This window comes from Pseudaminobacter soli (ex Li et al. 2025), assembly GCF_003012705.1.
Taxonomy (GTDB): Bacteria; Pseudomonadota; Alphaproteobacteria; order Rhizobiales; family Rhizobiaceae; genus Pseudaminobacter; species Pseudaminobacter soli.
Map to the genome: position 1 here is coordinate 13,605 of NZ_PXYL01000028.1, position 18,325 is coordinate 31,929.

18 protein-coding genes and 2 pseudogenes are annotated in these 18,325 nt (G+C 58.3%); 10 read left to right on the plus strand and 10 right to left on the minus strand.

Annotation, left to right across the window (positions count from 1 at the left end):
* Positions 1 to 88: 88 nt before the first annotated feature.
* Complete coding sequence (gene dmpG, locus C7I85_RS27730) at positions 89 to 1,102, minus strand: 4-hydroxy-2-oxovalerate aldolase (protein ID WP_106727239.1); 1,014 nt, start codon at positions 1,100 to 1,102, stop codon at positions 89 to 91.
* Between the two features lie 3 nt (positions 1,103 to 1,105).
* Positions 1,106 to 2,038 (minus strand): acetaldehyde dehydrogenase (acetylating), encoded by a 933-nt coding sequence (locus C7I85_RS27735; RefSeq protein WP_106727240.1) that lies wholly within the window; start codon positions 2,036 to 2,038, stop codon positions 1,106 to 1,108.
* A gap of 395 nt (positions 2,039 to 2,433) precedes the next feature.
* Between C7I85_RS27735 and C7I85_RS27740 the strand changes: the two genes are divergently transcribed.
* From C7I85_RS27740 to C7I85_RS27755, 4 genes and pseudogenes are all read left to right on the plus strand, one after another.
* A complete protein-coding gene (locus tag C7I85_RS27740) occupies positions 2,434 to 3,231 on the plus strand; it encodes an AraC family transcriptional regulator (protein ID WP_181257423.1) in 798 nt (265 codons plus the stop codon).
* 94 nt (positions 3,232 to 3,325) lie between these two features.
* A pseudogene (locus C7I85_RS27745) lies at positions 3,326 to 3,420 on the plus strand (IS6 family transposase); the annotation flags it as partial.
* Between the two features lie 329 nt (positions 3,421 to 3,749).
* A complete protein-coding gene (locus C7I85_RS27750; RefSeq protein ID WP_181257424.1) occupies positions 3,750 to 4,223 on the plus strand; it encodes a GAF domain-containing protein in 474 nt (157 codons plus the stop codon).
* Positions 4,224 to 4,234: 11 nt separating this feature from the next.
* Positions 4,235 to 4,858 (plus strand): GGDEF domain-containing protein, encoded by a 624-nt coding sequence (locus C7I85_RS27755; RefSeq protein ID WP_245445137.1) that lies wholly within the window; start codon positions 4,235 to 4,237, stop codon positions 4,856 to 4,858.
* A gap of 363 nt (positions 4,859 to 5,221) precedes the next feature.
* Here the strand turns inward: C7I85_RS27755 and C7I85_RS27760 are convergent, their stop codons facing one another.
* A complete protein-coding gene (locus C7I85_RS27760; protein WP_106727244.1) occupies positions 5,222 to 5,869 on the minus strand; it encodes a glutathione S-transferase family protein in 648 nt (215 codons plus the stop codon).
* A 673-nt stretch (positions 5,870 to 6,542) separates the two neighbouring features.
* On the opposite strand from C7I85_RS27760, the gene C7I85_RS27765 reads away from it, so the two are divergent.
* Complete coding sequence (locus tag C7I85_RS27765) at positions 6,543 to 6,962, plus strand: tyrosine-type recombinase/integrase (protein WP_245445138.1); 420 nt, start codon at positions 6,543 to 6,545, stop codon at positions 6,960 to 6,962.
* A 14-nt stretch (positions 6,963 to 6,976) separates the two neighbouring features.
* Here the strand turns inward: C7I85_RS27765 and C7I85_RS27770 are convergent, their stop codons facing one another.
* The 3 genes from C7I85_RS27770 to C7I85_RS27780 all read right to left on the minus strand — a co-directional run bounded on the left by C7I85_RS27770 (position 6,977) and on the right by C7I85_RS27780 (position 8,196).
* Positions 6,977 to 7,408, minus strand: coding sequence for a hypothetical protein (locus tag C7I85_RS27770; protein WP_181257425.1), 432 nt, complete (start codon positions 7,406 to 7,408; stop codon positions 6,977 to 6,979).
* An 84-nt stretch (positions 7,409 to 7,492) separates the two neighbouring features.
* On the minus strand, positions 7,493 to 7,726 hold the full coding sequence (locus C7I85_RS27775) for an excalibur calcium-binding domain-containing protein (protein WP_106727245.1): 234 nt from the start codon (positions 7,724 to 7,726) through the stop codon (positions 7,493 to 7,495).
* Between the two features lie 47 nt (positions 7,727 to 7,773).
* Positions 7,774 to 8,196 carry a thermonuclease family protein gene (locus tag C7I85_RS27780; protein WP_106727267.1) on the minus strand — a complete coding sequence of 141 codons (423 nt, stop codon included), beginning with the start codon at positions 8,194 to 8,196 and terminating at the stop codon, positions 7,774 to 7,776.
* 387 nt (positions 8,197 to 8,583) lie between these two features.
* On the opposite strand from C7I85_RS27780, the gene C7I85_RS27785 reads away from it, so the two are divergent.
* Positions 8,584 to 8,958: a hypothetical protein gene (locus C7I85_RS27785; RefSeq protein WP_106727246.1), complete on the plus strand. Its 375-nt coding sequence runs from the start codon at positions 8,584 to 8,586 to the stop codon at positions 8,956 to 8,958.
* A gap of 83 nt (positions 8,959 to 9,041) precedes the next feature.
* Complete coding sequence (locus tag C7I85_RS27790) at positions 9,042 to 9,311, plus strand: hypothetical protein (protein WP_106727247.1); 270 nt, start codon at positions 9,042 to 9,044, stop codon at positions 9,309 to 9,311.
* A 109-nt stretch (positions 9,312 to 9,420) separates the two neighbouring features.
* Here C7I85_RS27790 and C7I85_RS27795 read toward each other — a convergent pair whose 3' ends face one another.
* Positions 9,421 to 9,954, minus strand: a complete 534-nt coding sequence (locus C7I85_RS27795; protein WP_106727248.1) for a hypothetical protein — start codon at positions 9,952 to 9,954, stop codon at positions 9,421 to 9,423.
* Positions 9,955 to 10,070: 116 nt separating this feature from the next.
* Positions 10,071 to 10,343, minus strand: coding sequence for a hypothetical protein (locus C7I85_RS27800; RefSeq protein WP_106727249.1), 273 nt, complete (start codon positions 10,341 to 10,343; stop codon positions 10,071 to 10,073).
* 141 nt (positions 10,344 to 10,484) lie between these two features.
* On the opposite strand from C7I85_RS27800, the pseudogene istA reads away from it, so the two are divergent.
* From istA to C7I85_RS31235, 3 genes and pseudogenes are all read left to right on the plus strand, one after another.
* A pseudogene (istA, locus tag C7I85_RS27805) lies at positions 10,485 to 12,014 on the plus strand (IS21 family transposase).
* Entirely contained in the window at positions 12,004 to 12,816 is an 813-nt protein-coding gene (istB, locus tag C7I85_RS27810) for an IS21-like element helper ATPase IstB (protein ID WP_106727250.1), read from the plus strand. The pseudogene istA and the gene istB overlap by 11 nt, the downstream one beginning before the upstream one ends.
* A 484-nt stretch (positions 12,817 to 13,300) precedes the next feature.
* Positions 13,301 to 13,447 carry a hypothetical protein gene (locus C7I85_RS31235; protein WP_181257426.1) on the plus strand — a complete coding sequence of 49 codons (147 nt, stop codon included), beginning with the start codon at positions 13,301 to 13,303 and terminating at the stop codon, positions 13,445 to 13,447.
* A 207-nt stretch (positions 13,448 to 13,654) separates the two neighbouring features.
* Here the strand turns inward: C7I85_RS31235 and C7I85_RS27815 are convergent, their stop codons facing one another.
* Together C7I85_RS27815 and C7I85_RS27820 are read right to left on the minus strand one after the other, a co-directional pair.
* Positions 13,655 to 15,421 carry a hypothetical protein gene (locus C7I85_RS27815; RefSeq protein ID WP_106727251.1) on the minus strand — a complete coding sequence of 589 codons (1,767 nt, stop codon included), beginning with the start codon at positions 15,419 to 15,421 and terminating at the stop codon, positions 13,655 to 13,657.
* Positions 15,422 to 15,505: 84 nt separating this feature from the next.
* The gene (locus C7I85_RS27820; protein WP_181257427.1) at positions 15,506 to 17,884 is read right to left on the minus strand and encodes a phosphotransferase; all 2,379 of its coding nucleotides are present in this window, start codon (positions 17,882 to 17,884) and stop codon (positions 15,506 to 15,508) included.
* Positions 17,885 to 18,325: the final 441 nt, after the last annotated feature.

Consider the following 18,325-nt stretch of genomic DNA (forward strand, 5'->3'; position numbering starts at 1 on the left):
CATAAACTTTCTGTCCGCGGATTTTTTCTTTCAAAAGGTCGGAAATTTCACAGGCAGGCCACAGCGTAATTCCTTCCCGATGTCGGCCCTAGGCATTGGCCCGCTCGACCAGATCGAGCGCCACATCCACGATCATGTCTTCCTGCCCGCCGATCAAACGCCGCCTGCCGATCTCGATCAGGATCGCACGCGGATCGAGATCAAATTGCTCGGCAGCTTTCTCCGCATGGCGCAGAAAGCTGGAATAGACATTGCCATATCCGAGTGTGAGCGTCTCGCGATCCACCCGAACCGGACGATCCTGGATCGGACGCACGAGGTCGTCAGCCGCATCCTGAAGCTTGAACAGGTCGCAACCGTGTTCCCATCCATAGAGATTAGCCACGGCCACGAAAGCCTCGATCGGACAGTTGCCGGCGCCAGCGCCCATGCCAGCGAGCGAAGCATCGACCCTGGTTGCGCCGTTTTCCACCGCGGTGACCGAGTTCGCCACCGACAGGGAAAGATTTTCGTGGGCATGGATGGCCCGCTGCGTATCGGCATTGAGCACGGCGTCGAAGGCCCGGAAGCGCTCGGCAATGGAGCGCATGGTCAAGCCGCCCGCCGAGTCCGCGACATAGATGCAGTCCGCTCCATAGCTTTCCATCAACCGCGCCTGTCCGGCCAACCCGTCGGCGGAATTGGCCGAAGACATCATCAGGAATCCCGAGACATCGAGCCCCATCTCCTTGGCCGCCGCGATGTGCTGCTCGGAGACATCCGCCTCGGTGCTGTGCGTGGCAATGCGGATCGACTGTATGCCGGCGTCGCGCGCCCGTTTCAGGTCGTCGATCGTGCCGATACCAGGAAGCAGCACGGTGGTCAGCTTTGCGCGTTTGCAGACTTTCGCAGCCTCCCTGATATAGGCGATGTCAGTATGGCGACTGAACCCATAGGCAATGCTGGAGCCGTCCAGCCCGTCGCCATGACCGACTTCAATTCCATCGACACCCGCCTCGTCGAGCGCTCCTGCTATTTCGCGGACATGACCCAGATCGTACTGATGGCGGATTGCATGCATGCCGTCACGCAGCGTTACATCGAGGATGAACAGTCTCGTCATCGATCAATTCCAGTGGCGAAGTTCGGCGAGGCGCTCGGCAGTCCGCAGCGCTGCCGACGTCATGATATCGAGGTTGCCGGCATAGGCCGGCAAATAGTGCGCGGCACCTTCGACTTCGAGGAAAACGGAGACTTTCAGGCCCGTGAACGGTGCGTCGCTGTGCGGCATGCGCAGCGGAGCATCCGCGCCGATACGCTGAATCTGGACTTCCTGCTTCAACCGGTAGCCAGGAACATATTCCTGGACCGATCGGACCATGCTCTCGACGGACTCCTTTATCAGCCCCTCATCGGCGGTGTCGCAAAGGCAGAACACCGTGTCTCGCATGATCAGCGGCGGCTCAGCCGGATTGAGAACGATGACCGCCTTTCCTCGAACCGCACCTCCGACGCTTTCCAATGCCCGCGAGGTCGTATGGGTGAACTCGTCGATGTTTGCCCGCGTTCCAGGACCTGCCGACTTCGAAGCGATCGAAGCCACGATCTCGGCATAATGCACCTTCGCGACGCGGCTTACCGCCGCCACGACCGGGATCGTTGCCTGCCCGCCGCAGGTGACCATATTGACGTTTTGCGTATCGAGATGGCTGTCCAGGTTAACCGGCGGGACGACGTAAGGACCTATGGCAGCCGGGGTGAGGTCGATGACCTGTTTGCCATGCCGGCGCAATATCGCATTATGCTTCGAATGTGTGCCGGCAGAAGTCGCGTCGAATACGATACGAATGTCCTGAAATTCGGGCATGCGCAGCAGGCCATCTATGCCGTCGTGGCTCGTTGCGACACCAAGGCTCGCCGCGCGCGCCAGACCGTCGGAACTGGAATCGACGCCTATGAGCGCAGCAACCTCCAAAGTCGTGGAGTTGCGCATGATCTTCATCATCAGGTCGGTCCCGATGTTGCCTGAGCCAATTATCGCTGACTTTATCTTTGGCATCCGCTTCTTTCCTGGCGCACCGACGTCGGACTCGTCCTCCTACGTCAGGGCTGAGGCTCGATGCTCGACAATCCTCCCCAACCTAGCCCCATGGGCGTGGCCGTGCTTGCTCCATAGAGCCATTTTTGACAGTAAATCGCCAATTGAAGCGGAGCCGCGCCAAGGGAGGGCCTATTGCCTAGTCACGGCGTTCCGCTTATCAACGCGCCGGCAATTGTGCACAACCATTGTAGGCTCTTTCTCGGTGGCAGGGCGGCCAGATGCAAAGGAATTCTCGGTCAGGGCCTCCAATGTCGAATAGCGCGTGGAGCGACTATTCGGACTTTTATCAGGGGTCGGGTTACGGGAAATTCCCTCAAGAGCATCGTCGTCCCAGGGGGCGACTTGCGTTCCGCATGATACTGGTCGAGCAAGGGCCTCACGATTTTAGCGATCCGGCATTTGACGAGACAATTCTTGCCCTTCCCCTCGAGGTCCAAAATGATTGCAATTGGGGCTGGAAGATCGGCGAGTATCGTCATCGCCAGAAGGCGGAGGCCGGCCGAATGCTCGTCGTCCCGGCCGAAACCGAGAGCAGATGGGAAGTAGACGGCAGCCGCAAGATCTTGGTTCTCGCGGTTCCCAACGATACCATTCGCAACGTCCTTGGCGCCGCATGTCCGCGACAGATCGGAGCGGCATTCTGGAAGCTCTGTGAACATACATGGGCCGACCCCTTCATCGAAGTGCTGATGAACAGGCTTTGGGAGACCACCGCCGGACACGAGGTTGCCCACGACCATTTGGCGGATGGATTATTGACATCGATCCTTTCGCAATTGCTGCTCAGGGCCGGGACGGATCTTCAACCGAATACGGCGATAGCGCTACCGCAATGGCGCCTCAAGCGCGTCAAGGAATTCGTCGACAACAACCTCGGGAACGAGATCGGCCTGGAGCACCTGGCTGACGCTGCGGGCCTCAGCCGAAGACATTTCGCCCGCAGCTTTTATCAGGAACTGGGCGAAACTCCGCATCGTTGGCTCATGCAGGAGCGCCTGGAAAAGGCAAAGGAATTGCTGACCGGCACCAACGCTTCCATCTGCGAGATTGCCGAAAACTGCGGCTTTTCCAGCCAGAGTCACTTCACCACCGCGCTGAAGCAATCCACCGGCATGACGCCGCATCGTTGGCGCCAGCTTTTTCGCCGGTGATATGGCTTTGCGGGCCGCGCCCGTTTTTAGGAAACGGTCGAGCCTACCACTTTGGCCGAAATGGGCGCAAAGCCGCCATGCGGTCAGCGTCTGCCTAGGCGACAAATGGCACCTGGACGAGTAATCACCATCAATGGCAAGAAACAATGGCTCTGGCGTACCGTCGACCAGGACGGCTTCGTCCTCGACGAGCGCTTGACCATATGTTGCCAGACGATCCTTCGTAGCTGCCAGCGACCTGTCCCATGTGGTCCTGCCTCCGGCACAACGCGGCCGCAAAGCTCGCAATAGCTCCGGGCCGACTCAATCAACAGGCCGAGGGAGCTGACTGCCTCTGGCCAGAAGCAGCCGCTCTCGATAAAGGACAGCGAACCTCTGGCTTGTTCGCGCACCGCATGGAGCCGCAGGCAAGTTGACTTCGATGCGGCAGGCCGCACAGGTTTGCAGTGGCATAGCGGTCGGAGCTTCCGCTTGGCAATCACTACTACCCCCCCAGCATGCTGGTAAGCGAGGTACCTATGCAGTTGCAACAAGACGTGTTCGAACAAGTGAGCGCCGATGTAAATCGTCTCGCCGCGCTTCGGGAGCTCGACATTCTCGATACGCCGCGCGAACTGGCCTTCGATCGCATATCGGAGCTGATCAAGCTCATTTTCGATGTCGAGATAGGCATCGTGTCCATGATCGACGCGCACCGGCAATGGTACAAGTCGGTGGTCGGTTTGCCGACCAGTGAGGCCTCGCTTGACGAAACGTTCTGTCGCTACACCCTGCAGCTTGGTCGCCCCGTGATCGTGCCCGACGCTACCAAGGACCCCCGTTTCTACGACAACCCTCATGTCACCGATGGACCGCGCATTCGGTTCTATGCAGGCGCGCCAATAACCACAAACACCGGCGTGGTTATTGGCACGATTTGCGCGATCGATGGGAGGGTCCCGATGAAGCCAATAAGCTTCTCGCGCTCGTCAGCCGCCACGGCATGCCCTTGAGCTGCATTGCCATGGATGTAGATCACTTCAAGCGCATCAACGATACTTATGGACATGCAGCCGGAGATCAGGTGCTGACCGGCATCGTTCGAGGCCTCAAAGCCGAATTGCGACAGAGCGACTTTGTGGGCCGAGTAGGCGGCGAGGAGTTTGCTGTGCTACTGCCGCAAACGGACTCAGCAACTGCTGTTCAGGTTGCGGAGAAGCTTCGTCAGCGCATCAAAGCGCTACAGTTTCCTGGGAGCGATCTACCCATAAAAGTCACCATCTCGTTAGGTGTCGCCAGCTACCATCAAGGCGATGATGTTGAGAGCCTGGTGGCGAGAGCAGACAAGGCACTCTACGAAGCCAAACGAACGGGCCGCGATCGCACATGCCGCTCTGATGGCCCGGCGGATCCCATAAAGATCAACCGACGCAGGGTACTCAAGGCGGGCCAGATCATCTTCGATAAAGGCAGGTCGGTTTACGACTGCACCATTCGGGCCTTCTGGGACAACGGAGCTGAAATCGCAGTGCCGCTTCCAACAGATATTCCGGATCAGTTCGAGCTGCTTGTCAAAGACACCGCAGATCGACACCATTGCAGATTGATTGGCCGGGATGCCGGTTCTGTCGAGGCTACCTTCGCGTAGAACTCCGTCTTATCATTGGGCAGCGCTTTCATCGATCTCCCCCTTATCGACGCGTCCTCGACGGCCTTCTGAAAAGCCAAGAAGCGGATATGTGGTGATGTCAGGTCAACTGGCAATGAAGCTGTCGGCCGGTAGCCGGCGGTGATGTTTCAGCCCCTTGTCTTCACGCCGAGGGAACTGAGATCTGAGCTGTGTTCCCGCTCTGCCTGCCGAGGGGCCGGCATGGGACCGGTTCCGGACCGTCCGCTGCTAGGCAGCAATGAGCGGATAGCTGCCGTTCCGCATCCGACCCAATTCAATCATACGCGTGGCGTGGACGCTGGCTTAAAACCTGCCGTAGGTCCAATTTCGTGCGGACACCTTTCAGCAAGTTGTTGGGGCGTTGATCGCCAGTTGCGCGGCGAAAGCTCGACGATAGGCCGGTCGGGCTTCGCCGCGAGCGACGTAAGCGGCTAGGTTCGGATATTCGTCCAAGATGCCCGACATTCTCAATCGGAGCAGCACCGACACCATCAACAGGTCGCCCGCGCTGAATGCACCGTCGAGCCAATCGGCATCGCCCAGGCGAGTGGACAGTTGTTCCAGCCGGGCACGGATGCGGTCAATAACCAGCGGCAGGCGCTCCTCGCTCCAAGACCTGTTGCCCTCGACTATTCTGGCAGTGACAAGGTCGAGGATCGGCGGCTCTACCGTGTTGAGGGCGGCAAACATCCACGTGATAGCGCGCGCCCGGGCATTTGCATCTTCGGGCAGCAGGCCCGCATGCTGCTCAGCAATGTGGAAGACGATCGCGCCTGTCTCGAACAGGGTAAGATCGCCTTTCTCGTAAGTGGGAATCTGCCCGAAAGGATGGAGAGCGAGATGCGCGGGCTTCTTCGTCTCGGCGAAAGAAACCAAGCGAACTTCGTAAGGCTGGCCCGCTTCTTCAAGCGCCCAGCGCACACGTGTATCTCGCGCCAGTCCTTTGCCGCCATCAGGCGACCGTTCAAAGACGGTAATGGTGCTGATCATTGCGTCTGTCTCCATGCTTGATCCATTGGCTTTGGTCCACGGAATGATGACGAATGAGATTGCCGGAAATCGACATGTTCTCTGAAATACATCGCTGACGCACAGATTGGCTGCCGTCGGCCGAAGTCTTGGTCGACGCATGACCAGAAAGACGACACTGCTCGTGCCGGCTCCCCACCAGTTGTCCGCTTCTGTGGGTAGCATCCTGAAAGCGGACCGGGATCTAACCACCAATAAATGCCGTACACGTCACGCCGAACTGCTTCCAACGCGGTAAATGGTATACTGTGCCCGGTCTGGGCCGGTTTCAGACTGTCCGGTTTCAGGCACGGCGGACAGGTAAGCTGACATTCTCGTGACCCTTCGGCGATAGTGGAAAGCGCCTTTATCCTCCATCCGCGTCAAAGCTTGGCGACAATGCGTCACATCAGGCCTACTCGCGTCTTCTCGGCTTCGAACGGGATATCTGAGCATGAAGTGGCGGCGACCCTCCGCAGGACCGCCGAAAGCACGTCGCGTATGCCGATCGCCCCGACGAAGCGCGACTGCTCGTCGAAAAGCGCCACCGGCGCGCTTAAGGGCAAACGCGATCGGGCCCTGCTACTGCTGGGCTTCGCCGGCGCCTTCCGCCGCTCCGAGCTCGTCGGGATTAAGGTCGAGGATCTGACGGTTAATGGATGTCTTCCTGGGCCGCTCCAAGACCGACCAGGAGGGCAAGGGGCAGTCAGTGGCCATCCTGAACGGAAAGGCTCTGCTCCCCGTCCAGAGCCTGCAGGAGTGGCTTTCCGCAGCCGGGATCATCGAAGGACCGGTCTTCCGCGGCGTCGGCCGTGGCGACCGCCTGAACCCGGAACAACTCACCGCTCAATCGGTGGCGCTAATCGTGAAGCACTATGCCGACGCGGCGGGGCTCGACGTCGACAAGCTGTCAGGGCATTCGCTGCGGGCCGGGTTCATCACCTCGGCCGCCGACAACCGCGCCTCGATCAGCCGGATCATGGAGGTGAGCCGACATCGGGATCCTAGATCGGTCGAGACCTATGTAAGGCGCGCCGATCGCTACAGCGATCATGCTGGGGATGGGTTCCTGTAGCTTCCAGCCGGCGATCACCGCATTACCGAGACGTCGATGTACTCGCCTACTGATCCTCGGCCATAGATTTCGACCAGAATCATCGCGCCGCCGCTCACGAGATCACGGGCAGCGCGTGCCTGGATGGTGCCCCGCATCAGCATGACCTCCTTAGCTGCGCGGTTTCGTTCATCCGCGAAGAAGGAGTCGTATTGGTCGGCTCGGTCAGCTTTGCCGTATCGATGAAAATTCGCTCGGTCCTGCCGCAGGATTTGCCAAGGTTCCGTAAGCCGAATGCCTCGCGAGTTGTAGAGATCCTGTGGGCCGATATAGGCGATGTAGGATTCCAGCAGTCGAGGTCCTGGATCCACTGATCGGATCGTTGATTGCGCAAAGCTCGGCGACGTCGCAACTGCGACACTTGCAATGACCACTAAGTATGCGGCTGCCTTCCTGAATTTCTGCATTCCTGCCCTCCCACGCCAATATCGCGATCACAGTTTGCACGAGGGCTACTTAACGGCCGGTAGCGGCCTTACCGACCCTGTCGTCTAGCAGAGGCTCTCACACGGGCGACCGTCACCGTCACGGTCCAGCCGTCCACCCCAGGAACAGTTCTGCAGGTACCAATACGCCTCGTCACATGAGGCGATCTGTTTGCAGGTTCGACGCGGCGAGCAAGACCATGACTGCGCCGTCTCAGTCGGCCGCTCTGTCCAAGGGACGTCGCTGCTGACGCTGAACAGCGACAACGATGCCGATAGAACTACGAAAACCACTCCCATTGCTTCCCCCCTCCTAATACCCGGCGCTTTAGACGCTGCAGCCGGGGTTACTGCGATCTGGCTTTCCTCGCCTCCCAGGGCTCGATGAAATCGCCCTGCCAAACCCCGGCCTTCTCACGTCGAGCGGCCGCTTGTTCCGTCGCGTATTTCCCGCGGCTGTATCTGGGCCAGTCGAGAGCGTGACCTCTCCGGACAAGCCAGACATTGACGTTGCTGCCATCAGCACGCCAGCACTCAGCTACGACCCGACCGTATCGGTCCCGGTCCACCTGTCGGCATTTGGTTGGTCTGGACGCTGCCAAGAACCCGTCCAGAGCCTCGGCGGCAGTCCTGCCGCACCGATAGCTCTTTCCAGCCTGATCGTCGCAGAGCTGCCAGCTCTCAGGCGCATCGATCCCGTTGAAGCGGATACGGGTGCCGTGGATTTCGATCGTGTCGCCATCAACTACCGACGCCCGGCCGACGATCATCGTATCGGCACTCGAGGGAGTCGTGGTGGCCAAGACGGCCAAGAAAGCAAAGCTAGACCACTGCAACTACAGCCCCCTCACGGTGTGCTCCGAATCGGCAGAAGAGATTACCGACGGCCGAGCGCACAAACCTGAACTCAAAACGTAGCTGGCGGTCAACCGTGAGACGATCGCCGATACCCGTGTTTCTTTGTGAGGACAGTTTGGGCCATTGCAGGCTTGGCAACGAACGAGCGATTGTTGTGCCATTCGTCGCAATCACGACCTAGATCAGTGATCTATCGGGGCGAAAAACATGCGATCACTTGCAGAATTATCCATATTTGTCGTACATTCTTCGAACACCTCTCCGCTCGACGGTCAATTTTAATCCCATTGCAAGGCAGTGTGGCGTCCGCCGTCGTCGACGCCGCCGACAACCGCACAAGCGGGCGCCCTGCAGGCCCCTGCTCGTGCAAAGCCACCGTCAGGGCAATAGTCGATGATCACGGCGAGGCTCATCTCGCACTATGCTACCGCCTCTGCACCGAGACCGGCAACGGCCTCGAGCTCCATGCGGCTACGCTGCAGGCGATTTCGAACCTCATCTACACCGGGGCCGTGACCGTGGACTCGGCTCTGTTCGACGCCTTCGACAGGATCGACCTCGGTCGTCTTCGCGCGCTGGCGAGAGCCCTGCCGGGTAACAGTGCCGATGTCCTGACCGGCCTCCTGTACATGGCGCTGGACCGTCGGGACGTCGCATTGAGGGCTGCTGCATGACCGCCAGGCGCGATCCCCGGTCGACGTTAACGGCATGGATATTCCAACGCCCCATGCGCGGCTGGCAACCCTGGGAAAAGGGAATGGGCGAGCTTAAGATCGAGTCCGTCTGGTGGGAGGCGCGCGATCTGCATTTCCCACTCGATAATGCCACGGTCTATTTCGACGGCAGCCATCTCGTCGGCATTCAGCTATGGGGCGCCCACGGCAACCATTGTTGCATGAGGAAGCCGCCGGCCGACTGGAAGCCGCGGCCGAAGGATCCGATCGAGCAGGACCGCATCTGCAAGGAATGGATCAACAACCGAAGGGCAACAAGGGGCGATCCGCCTTTGCCATATAGGCCTGGGTAAGCTCCGAAGTCCCTTCTCGGTTTTCGCTTTTACACGTGAATACCTTCGACAGCAGATCGTCAGCGCGACCGAACCAACGTCGAACTTGCCGCGTCGGCGGCGGATACGGTTAGTTTTCGATTTGAACTTTGCCGCGCCCGGGAGGGTTTTCGACGCGCCGCCGTATGTCCAGAGGTAAAGCGGGAATGATCTCGCGAGCGATGCTGTCCGGGTCAAGCGGTGCGAAATTGACATCCAGGCCTTGTAAGCCCTCGATGGCCGCGGAGATATCCTTGGTGAGTTCGATGATGCCTTGGCGTAGGTCAGGGTATCCCATGATCAGCGGCACTAAAGCGAGTATCGCCCCGATAAAGCTGTTCACCTCGATTATCAGCTTCCCGTCCTTGAAGCGGATGGAGCCACGCTCGATCACCCCGCCGTCGACCCGAGCGGCAAGATGCAAACGTTCTAGGGCCGTTTCGATCCGTAAGAACCGCAACCGGATCGCCGGACCCGGTCCGGGGTCCAGTGCGAGATACCCTTGCAGTGTCATCGGCAAAGACGCCCAAGCGATCGGGTTGAAGCCGTGAATTTCGAATGTGATCGTCCCTACGTCGACGGCCCCCTCTTTGGGCTCGTCTCTCTCCTCAAACTGCATCACCATGTGAAGCCTCCTCCCGATGTCCAAGGCTGGAGTGCGGCCTTCAGTCTGTGATTTCAAACCCTGGCGCCTTCGCTGGGCCGTTCTTGTATCGATAACGGTCGTTCTCGACAGGTAAGTCACGGCTTGCTTTTCGAAGATCCGCGTTCCAGCATGATACCCAGGAATGGGGCTCGCATGGTCGACATGAGGCTCGTGGCGTTCGCCATTCTATTGGTGACGGCATCTACTGCCGCGCAGGATCGGATGATTTCGCTTTTCTTGCGGATTTCGGATATCAGGCGCACGCGAAACTCGCCAATTAGGGCGCGAAACGCCGGCAGAACCGGGGCGGGAACGGCCTTATCCAAGTCATCAACCATCCTGTCGAACTGCTGAAGCTGCTCCTCCATAGCGACCCGGGTGACCGCCGGCCTCTGCCTGTTGATTTCCGCCAGGAACTGACCCGGGATTAGCGGATATTTCCATCGAGAATTGACCCATGTTTGAACCTTGCCTCGCGTGTTTTCAACGGGGGCTATGGAGTGATCGACATGGCGTTATTGAGCGTGATCCGACGCTGGCATTTTCGAGAACATTTATCGATCCGGGAGATTTGCCGCAGGAGCGGATTGTCCCGGAACACATCCGCAAATACCTGCGATCGGGCAGTGTGGAGCCGAAGTTCAAGATTCCGGAGCGGCCGAGCAAGCTCGATCCTTTTGCCGATCGGCTGTCAGCCTGGTTGAAGACGGAGGCGAACAAACCCCGCAAGCAGAAGCGCACGGTGAAGCAGTTGCACGCCGATCTGTGGGCGCTCGGCTACCACGGCTAGTACAACCGGGTGGCAGCCTTCGCTCGAGAATGGAAAGCCGATCGGCAGAGAGAACTGCAGATGTCAGGACGCGGGACATTCGTGCCGCTGGCATTCGAGCCAGGTGAAGCGTTCCAGTTCGACTGGTCAGAAGATTGGGCCATCATCGGCAATGAGCGCACCAAGCTGCAGGTAGCGCATACGAAGCTGAGCTACAGCCGTGCCTTTATCGTCCGGGCCTACCTCCTGCAGACGCACGAGATGCTATTCGACGCCCACAACCACGCTTTCCGTGTCTTCGGCGGTGTTCCCCGGCGCGGCATCTACGACAACATGAAGACGGCTATCGACAAGGTCGGCCGCGGCAAGGATCGCGACGTCAACATCCGCTTCCAGGCGATGGCCAGCCACTATCTCTACGAACCCGAGTTCTGCAATCCGGCGTCGGGTTGGGAGAAGGGGCAGGTGGAGAAGAACGTGCAGGATGCTCGCCATCGACTGTGGCAGCCCGTGCCGCGCTTTGCATCGCTAGAGACTTTGAACGATTGGCTGGAACAGCGTTGCAAGGAACTCTGGGCGCAGACCGCCCATGGCCAGATGCGCGGCAGCATTGCCGATATCTGGGCCGAGGAAAGACAGTCGCTTATGCCGACATCCCGTCCTTTCGACGGCTTCGTCGAATACACCAAACGGGTCTCGCCCACCTGCCTCGTGCATCTGGAGCGCAACCGCTACAGCGTTCCGGCATCCTTCGCCAATCGACCGGTGAGCCTTCGGGTTTATCCGGATCGGGTCGTTGTCGCCGCTGAAGGCCAGATCGTCTGCGAGCATCGCCGCATCATCGACCGTTCGCATGATCGCCCCGGCCAGACGGTCTACGACTGGCGGCATTATCTGGCCGGTCGTGCAGCGCAAACCGGGTGCGCTGCGCAACGATGCACCGTTCACCGAGCTTCCAGACGCATTCCGGGCCTTGCAGCAGAACCTGCTCAAGAAGCCAGGCGGTGATCGTGAGATGGTCGACATCCTGGCCCTTGTTCTTCAGCACGACGAGAAAGCCGTGCTGTCCGCCGTCGAGATGGCGCTGAAGACCGGCGTTCCGACCAAGACGCATGTGCTGAACCTGCTGCATCGGCTCGTCGATGGCAAATCCTTCACCCCGCCGACCATCGATGCGCCGCAGGCCTTGACGCTCGCCAATGAGCCGAAGGCCAATGTCGAGCGCTACGATGCCTTGAGGAAGGCCATGGAGGTGCGCCATGCGTCATAATCCTGCGAGCGGCGCCATCGTCATCATGCTCAGGAGCCTGAAGATGCACGGCATGGCCCAGGCGGTCGGTGAACTGACCGAACAGGGATCGCCGGCATTCGAAGCCGCCCTTCCAGTCCTGTCCCAACTCCTCAAGGCCGAGACCGCGGAACGGGAGGTTCGATCCGTCGCATACCAACTCAAGACGGCGCGCTTTCCGGCCTACCGTGATCTGAACGGCTTCGACTTCACCAGCAGTGAGGTCAATGAGGCGCTGGTGCGCCAGCTCCACCGCTGCGAGTTTACCGACGAAGCCAACAACATCGTCCTGGTCGGCGGTCCCGGCACAGGAAAGACGCATATCGCAACGGCGATCGGCGTTCAGGCCATCGAGCATCACCACAAGCGTGTCCGGTTCTTCTCGACCGTGGAGCTGGTCAATGCTCTCGAGCAGGAGAAAGCACAAGGTCGATCCGGCCAGATCGCCAATCGTCTCGTCCACTCCGATCTCGTGATCCTCGACGAACTTGGCTACCTGCCGTTCAGTGCGTCAGGCGGGGCATTGCTGTTCCACTTGTTGAGCAAGCTCTACGAGCGCACCAGCGTCATCATCACCACCAACCTCAGCTTCAGCGAATGGGCCAGCGTCTTCGGAGACGCCAAGATGACCACGGCACTGCTCGATCGCTTGACCCACCATTGCCACATCTTCGAAACCGGAAACGACAGCTTCCGATTCAAGAACAGCTCAGCGCATGAGACCAAAACCACGAAGGGGAAAAGCAGGACCTTGACCACCACCACCGAACCGAAACATACCTGAAAGGCGGGTCAATTCTCGGCGGAAATCCCGGGTCAGTTCCTGATGGAAATCAACATGGAGGGTAATTCATGACCCACCACCTGATCGCGCGCGGTGGATTTTGCCGAAGCCTCTCTGAACCCGAATAGTGATGCCACGCCGTCAGGGTCGCCGAGTACGAGCCGAAACGTCCGCTTCTAGGTGATGGCAAAGTTTGCCTGAACGTCCGCGATGGGGCGCGAAGCTGACTGGCAGTTTGGGGCCGGTAGCTGTCGGTCCGCTTTCGGAACACATTTGGCTGAAGCGGACATTCCACAGGCACACAACAAGGACGCTCGTGGGAAGGATTCGCGATCCTGCAAGCAGACGCCGAGTCCTTCGCTAGTCAACTGCAGCATCCTACGTCGATTGGCCCTGCTGTCGTCGCAGCCGGCCTCAAAGCACAGATTTCTCTTCGCGCTTGGCTTGCTTGTATGGGCGCCCTTTATCCGGATGGACGCCTCCAATGCTGGTGTTCCGCGATGTGATCGATAGCGACGGCAATGTATGCGAATCGCTGCCGCTGCGGGCCGAAGTCACAAAGGGACGTCATGCGCGGGTGATCTTCCTGAACGGAAGGCTGCGCCGAGAGGCCGAGCGTCATCGGCGGTGACAACCACGCAACGCTAGATTGATGTCAGCTAGGACATGAAGACAGCCGCCGTTGATCTACTTTAGCCTGAGAGCAGACAAGGCATGCCACCTCGGTAAGGTTGAAAACTGTCGGCTAATCGTGCGACGGAAACGAACTCAAAACAGGAGAAAGGGCGGTGACGGAACGCGCATCTTGGGCCGCTCAGCGACAAAATGCCCGTGCTTTTTAGCGAAGGTGTTGATTTAGCTTGAACACCAAGGCGTTCGGGGAGGCCTTGGCAAGCATAAAATGCGGCGAGGCTAGGAGCTTCTTCTCGATCTCGGCCAGCGACCCGACAGGCACGATGCCTTGTGCTTCGAGATACGCTTTCTGGCTGCGTGTTATGATGAAATATGCATCTTGCTTTGTGTCGTCGTTGAGCCACCGCTCAAGTACCCCGACGGGGTCCGCAAGGATACCTGCCCTTTCGTCCGCATCCTCTTCTGAAATCGGGACGTAGGTGAAGTTCTCGTAGTTCAGGAATTGCGACGGATAGCTGCGAGCACCTTCAATCAAAAGGGATCCGGCTGGTGCAGTCGAGTACAGCCAATGGGCTGTCTCAATCTCGTCAGGTGCGAACCAGTATTCGCGGTCCTTGCCATTGTTGGCGAAGAGGAAAGCAATGGCCCCTAGGAAAGCCAGAACCGCCAAGAAACATGAGGCGATTGCCCTTCCGGCGTCTCGTCGCGGGAACAACATTGAGGCGGCAAAAAAAGCGAGCATTGGTAGGGCAAACAAGTAGGCCCTGAATAGAATTTCGCCACCATAGGGGATAATGACCAGGGGAAAAGGAACCAAGCTGAGTACGATGGCAGTGCCATCTCTGTAACCGCGCGCGAGGCGGCGGAGTCCTCCAATCGCGGCAGCCACGACGATGGTCGCCGATAAGGTACGTCCAACCCACACGACCCAAACACGATCAGGGGACATGATGCTGGTATCCGCCATTTGCCCCACGGCTCCCGCGATCTCACCCAACTGCGCGATCTCGGATATCAGGTGCGTCGCCACGAAAGGCGCAGCGAAGTAGAGCGTCCAGGCTAGTTCGCCGATGATTGCAAAGAGTAGGAAGCCGGGGCTTAAGCGTCCAATCAAGGCGAGGCCACCCGTCGCGAGAATGACGAGAAGCGGAGTCAGTTGATGTGTCGAGACTATCGCCGCTATCAGTATAAGGGCAGTTACTGTTGCGAGCGCCTTGTCCCCGGTCGTGTGATAATATTGCCACATCGATGGGGCCCCAACTGCCGACGCCCATACGCGTGTGACAATTCCTAGTCTTTCGGGTACGGCAATGCCGGTGTCGCGACGCAGCGGGCCGAGAAATAGGGCGAGCAGTAGCAGGTAGAAAAGGAATGTCACGCCCTGAGGGGAGAAATAGTCCTGCCCCACCCAATTGCCGACGACGAAAATCCAGGCGGCAGTCATCACCTGCTTGCTGTCGCCACAAAGGTGACGATAAATGAGGATGAGCGTCGCAACGAAACCGAGGTTCAGAACCACCGGCGTAAAGCGTACGATATAAGATAGGTCGAGTGAATTAAGGCCCAGCAGGTTACACAGCCACGCCGTGACCAAGAACAGGGTAGGCCAGTTGTGATAAACCGAAAGGTAATCCGCGATCCGATCCACCGCGCCGTGACGCTGGATGTAGTCGACGATCCCAAGATGTTTCCAGGCCCAAGAATAACGTAGCGTTCCGTAGACAAGCGCGGGAGTGGCATGGAGAATCGACACCAGCCCGACTATGTGGAGTACCGGTAGAAGACCCACAGTTGAACGTGATGAGAGGGCAAGCGCAAATCCGGCCGCTAGAAGCGCCATCGCTCCGTAAAACTGTAACGGCAGAATTGAGACAAGCCCAAGATCCGTCATCCGATCGGGATCGATCGCCGGCAAAATCATCCACCATAGACCCATCGCTGCGACAAGGCTCGCGAGCGACAGTATCTTCATGAGTTGGTTCCTGGTTACTAGGTGATCACCGATGCCTTGTTGAGAGGGGGTGGAAGGAGTTGCACCGTGGTCTATCATGGCTACTTATACGCTGCTTGCTTCTGGGTTTGCGCGCTGAAGGTATGTTCTCAGAACATGTTCGACGTTTACCGCTAGCCAAAGGCGCCCTGTGCGAAATCGCCGTGATTTCCTGAGATTTGCTGCAACATGCTGGAGCCAGGCGAAGCCACATAGCGCTTGGATGATCGCCGGCTCCTTCAGCGAGCCGTACGCGGTCACGCACTGCCGTTCAATTTCGCCGAGCGCAGCGACTTCGTAATTTTGCAGTGCGGGCTTCGACAAGAGTTCGCGCACGACATGTCCAAGCTCTTCGTTCGCCCTCATAGCGCGCTGGGTCATGAGCAAGTGCATCGCATCGATACCGGGTGGCATTTCATAATTTGCTGCCTCCCAGTCGATTACTGCACTGACGTCGACGGCAGGGCCAAAGAGGATGTTAGCCGGACAATAGTCTCCGTGCCCGAGCCCGACGCTAAGTTTTCGGCCTTGCCAGAAGTGCGTTTGTTCTCGAATTAGTGCGTCGATGGCAGCTTTGCGCTGCCCCTCAAGAAGGGTCACGCCGGCGGTCTTTCTTATTATTGCCGCCGGATGCTCAATCCAGCGATCAAGCCACCTCTGGTCTAAGACTGTAGATGCAGCAGTAAATCGATGAACTTGGGCAATCGCATCCATGGCGTTCGCCAACCCAACATTTGCTGATGGCGTCAAGGCAAGTGCAGCTCTTCCATCCGTGGCGGGTAGAACTCGCTCGACGGAGATAGATTCGGATGACGAAAAATCGACCGCTAGAAGGGAGGGCAACTCGAAACCGACTTCAGAGAGACGCTTGTCACAACTGAGCCGCTTGACTTGGTCGACATAGTGTTTCAGGCCCTCCTTGGCCTCGGTGCTTTTGGCAACCTTAACGACTAGGGCCGGCGCTGCAGCGGCTGGCGATGAGGCCCCGCTTTCCGCAAGGAAGATTGTTCGAATATCGCTCTCGCGTCTCGGCTCGGCAACAATGCACCAAGTTGTGAGGTCGCATCCCCCTGCCTTTTCTATCAGCGACAGAAGTTCCGCCGGCAGATTACCTTTAGGGTTCGGTCGGATCGCCGCATCGAAGCCATCTTTAACTTGGGCCAATGCGGAGCCAACGTGCAAGGCTGCCTCGAAGAGGATGCCTACACCTCTCTGCATGATGACGTACGCGATGATACCAATGGCGACTGTCGAATGCGCAATCAACCAAGCAACGGACATACCGACTACTCCGTATCGCTTGAGCAGAATTGAGCCGCCGCCCAGAACGATGGCGCAAGTGATGAGTTCAGCCACCGCAACAAGGATCGTACGTCCCTGGGCGCGGGCCACCGCGAGCGAAAGCGTCACCCACCCCCATGGCAGGCAGGCCAAGGCACCGATCTGCAATAGTAAGGTGGCGTCATGGCCATAGCTGTCGCCGAACAGCTGCATGAGGTACGGCGCACCGGCAACAAGCAATATGACGGCGCTCGCTAACGGTACCATGGTGTAGATCAGCGCTTCCGCCATCAGCGACCGTATCTTGTGCTGCTCAAAGCCAACCTCGGTCAGCAGTGACACCCCCATCGAACGGCCGATCAGGTAGAGACTGTAGGCGATCTGCCAGGCAAGATAGTATCTAGCGAGAGCTGCCGAACCGCTGACATGGAACACTAACAGTGGTGCTACACCGATGGCGGTCATCGACGCCATAGTGCCGATATAGTCCCAGCCGAAATAGGCGGCGATTGTTTTCCGATCGAGTTCGGCATCCGGCCTTGAGACCAAGGTATGACGAGGCAGGAAGCGCCGAAAGATGAACCAATTGGCGAATGCTAAAAGGAATGGGAGCGGCAGAACCCAGGCAGCATAGATGCCAGAGCCCAACACCGAGCTGCCAGAGAAAATGATGAGGAGTACGAGCTTGGAGACGGCGAAGATCGTGTTCTCGATTGGTACAAATGTGGACTGACGCAAGCCTGCGAGAACGCTGTCCTGCAGCGCGAACAGTGTCCAGGCTACCGATGCGAGCACAAACGCGCCGGCTGCTAGAGGCTCGGCGCGAAGAAACGACGCTTCATCGATAAACCACCCCACCGAGTATACCGTCACGAGGGACAGGCAGAACGATGCTGTCGCTGCGCCGAAATAGGCAAGCAGGACGACTTTTCTTGCACCTTTGCCTGCGACAGGCAAAAAGCGGTTCAACACGTTCTCAAGATTTAGTTGGGCGATGTTGCCGAGCGTCATCATCGTTGAGATCAGTGCTGCAGCAACGCCAACTTGTTCAGGACTGTAAAGGCGCGCCGCGAGGATCCAGTAGAGAAGCCCAAGGACTGAAGTGAGGCCGGCGCTGGCGATTAGGGCATATCCATTGCGGATCAGGGGCGAATGGAGGAACATCGCAAGCCGCCGTGGCCTTGCGAAGTGGCCGGATGTACCAGATGCGTTTCTTGCGATCGCGTTCTCGTTCATCAGTCTGCCCAGCGTTAGACCCTGACATAGTTGATCAAGTATTCAATATCTGTTGCTTCCCGTCGACGCGATCTACGTCGAATCTCAGTTCAGTGTCCATCTTCATATGCTTGTATCGCATTCCGCTCAACAGCAGGCATATAACAGTGTGGTTTTCATGCAATGGAGTTAATTAACTCCATCGGCGCTGCTTAAGCGTATGCCGCGGAATGTTTATCGGAATGGTGGCATCGACAAGCATATACGCCTCTAGTTTTATTAATCATTAAATGAAAATATTAAACGTTTTTAAAATCGTTGACCGAAACGTTAGACGTCGTCATTGACCTTTCCCCCTCGGTGACTGATGCCTATGACACAGGATAGACG

What these genes read in the sequence shown, in the direction of transcription:
- dmpG (WP_106727239.1), bottom strand. Translation starts at nt 1,102, where the DNA reads ATGACGAGACTGTTCATCCTCGATGTAACGCTGCGTGACGGCATGCAT.
- C7I85_RS27800 (WP_106727249.1), bottom strand. Translation starts at nt 10,343, where the DNA reads ATGGAGGAGCAGCTTCAGCAGTTCGACAGGATGGTTGATGACTTGGAT.
- C7I85_RS27735 (WP_106727240.1), bottom strand. Translation starts at nt 2,038, where the DNA reads ATGCCAAAGATAAAGTCAGCGATAATTGGCTCAGGCAACATCGGGACC.
- C7I85_RS27760 (WP_106727244.1), bottom strand. Translation starts at nt 5,869, where the DNA reads ATGATCAGCACCATTACCGTCTTTGAACGGTCGCCTGATGGCGGCAAA.
- C7I85_RS27820 (WP_181257427.1), bottom strand. Translation starts at nt 17,884, where the DNA reads ATGTTCCTCCATTCGCCCCTGATCCGCAATGGATATGCCCTAATCGCC.
- istB (WP_106727250.1), top strand. Translation starts at nt 12,004, where the DNA reads ATGCGTCATAATCCTGCGAGCGGCGCCATCGTCATCATGCTCAGGAGC.
- C7I85_RS27770 (WP_181257425.1), bottom strand. Translation starts at nt 7,408, where the DNA reads ATGCAGAAATTCAGGAAGGCAGCCGCATACTTAGTGGTCATTGCAAGT.
- C7I85_RS31235 (WP_181257426.1), top strand. Translation starts at nt 13,301, where the DNA reads ATGCTGGTGTTCCGCGATGTGATCGATAGCGACGGCAATGTATGCGAA.
- C7I85_RS27780 (WP_106727267.1), bottom strand. Translation starts at nt 8,196, where the DNA reads ATGATCGTCGGCCGGGCGTCGGTAGTTGATGGCGACACGATCGAAATC.
- C7I85_RS27755 (WP_245445137.1), top strand. Translation starts at nt 4,235, where the DNA reads ATGGATGTAGATCACTTCAAGCGCATCAACGATACTTATGGACATGCA.
- C7I85_RS27750 (WP_181257424.1), top strand. Translation starts at nt 3,750, where the DNA reads ATGCAGTTGCAACAAGACGTGTTCGAACAAGTGAGCGCCGATGTAAAT.
- C7I85_RS27790 (WP_106727247.1), top strand. Translation starts at nt 9,042, where the DNA reads ATGGGCGAGCTTAAGATCGAGTCCGTCTGGTGGGAGGCGCGCGATCTG.
- C7I85_RS27795 (WP_106727248.1), bottom strand. Translation starts at nt 9,954, where the DNA reads ATGGTGATGCAGTTTGAGGAGAGAGACGAGCCCAAAGAGGGGGCCGTC.
- C7I85_RS27765 (WP_245445138.1), top strand. Translation starts at nt 6,543, where the DNA reads ATGGATGTCTTCCTGGGCCGCTCCAAGACCGACCAGGAGGGCAAGGGG.
- C7I85_RS27775 (WP_106727245.1), bottom strand. Translation starts at nt 7,726, where the DNA reads ATGGGAGTGGTTTTCGTAGTTCTATCGGCATCGTTGTCGCTGTTCAGC.
- C7I85_RS27740 (WP_181257423.1), top strand. Translation starts at nt 2,434, where the DNA reads ATGATACTGGTCGAGCAAGGGCCTCACGATTTTAGCGATCCGGCATTT.
- C7I85_RS27815 (WP_106727251.1), bottom strand. Translation starts at nt 15,421, where the DNA reads ATGAAGATACTGTCGCTCGCGAGCCTTGTCGCAGCGATGGGTCTATGG.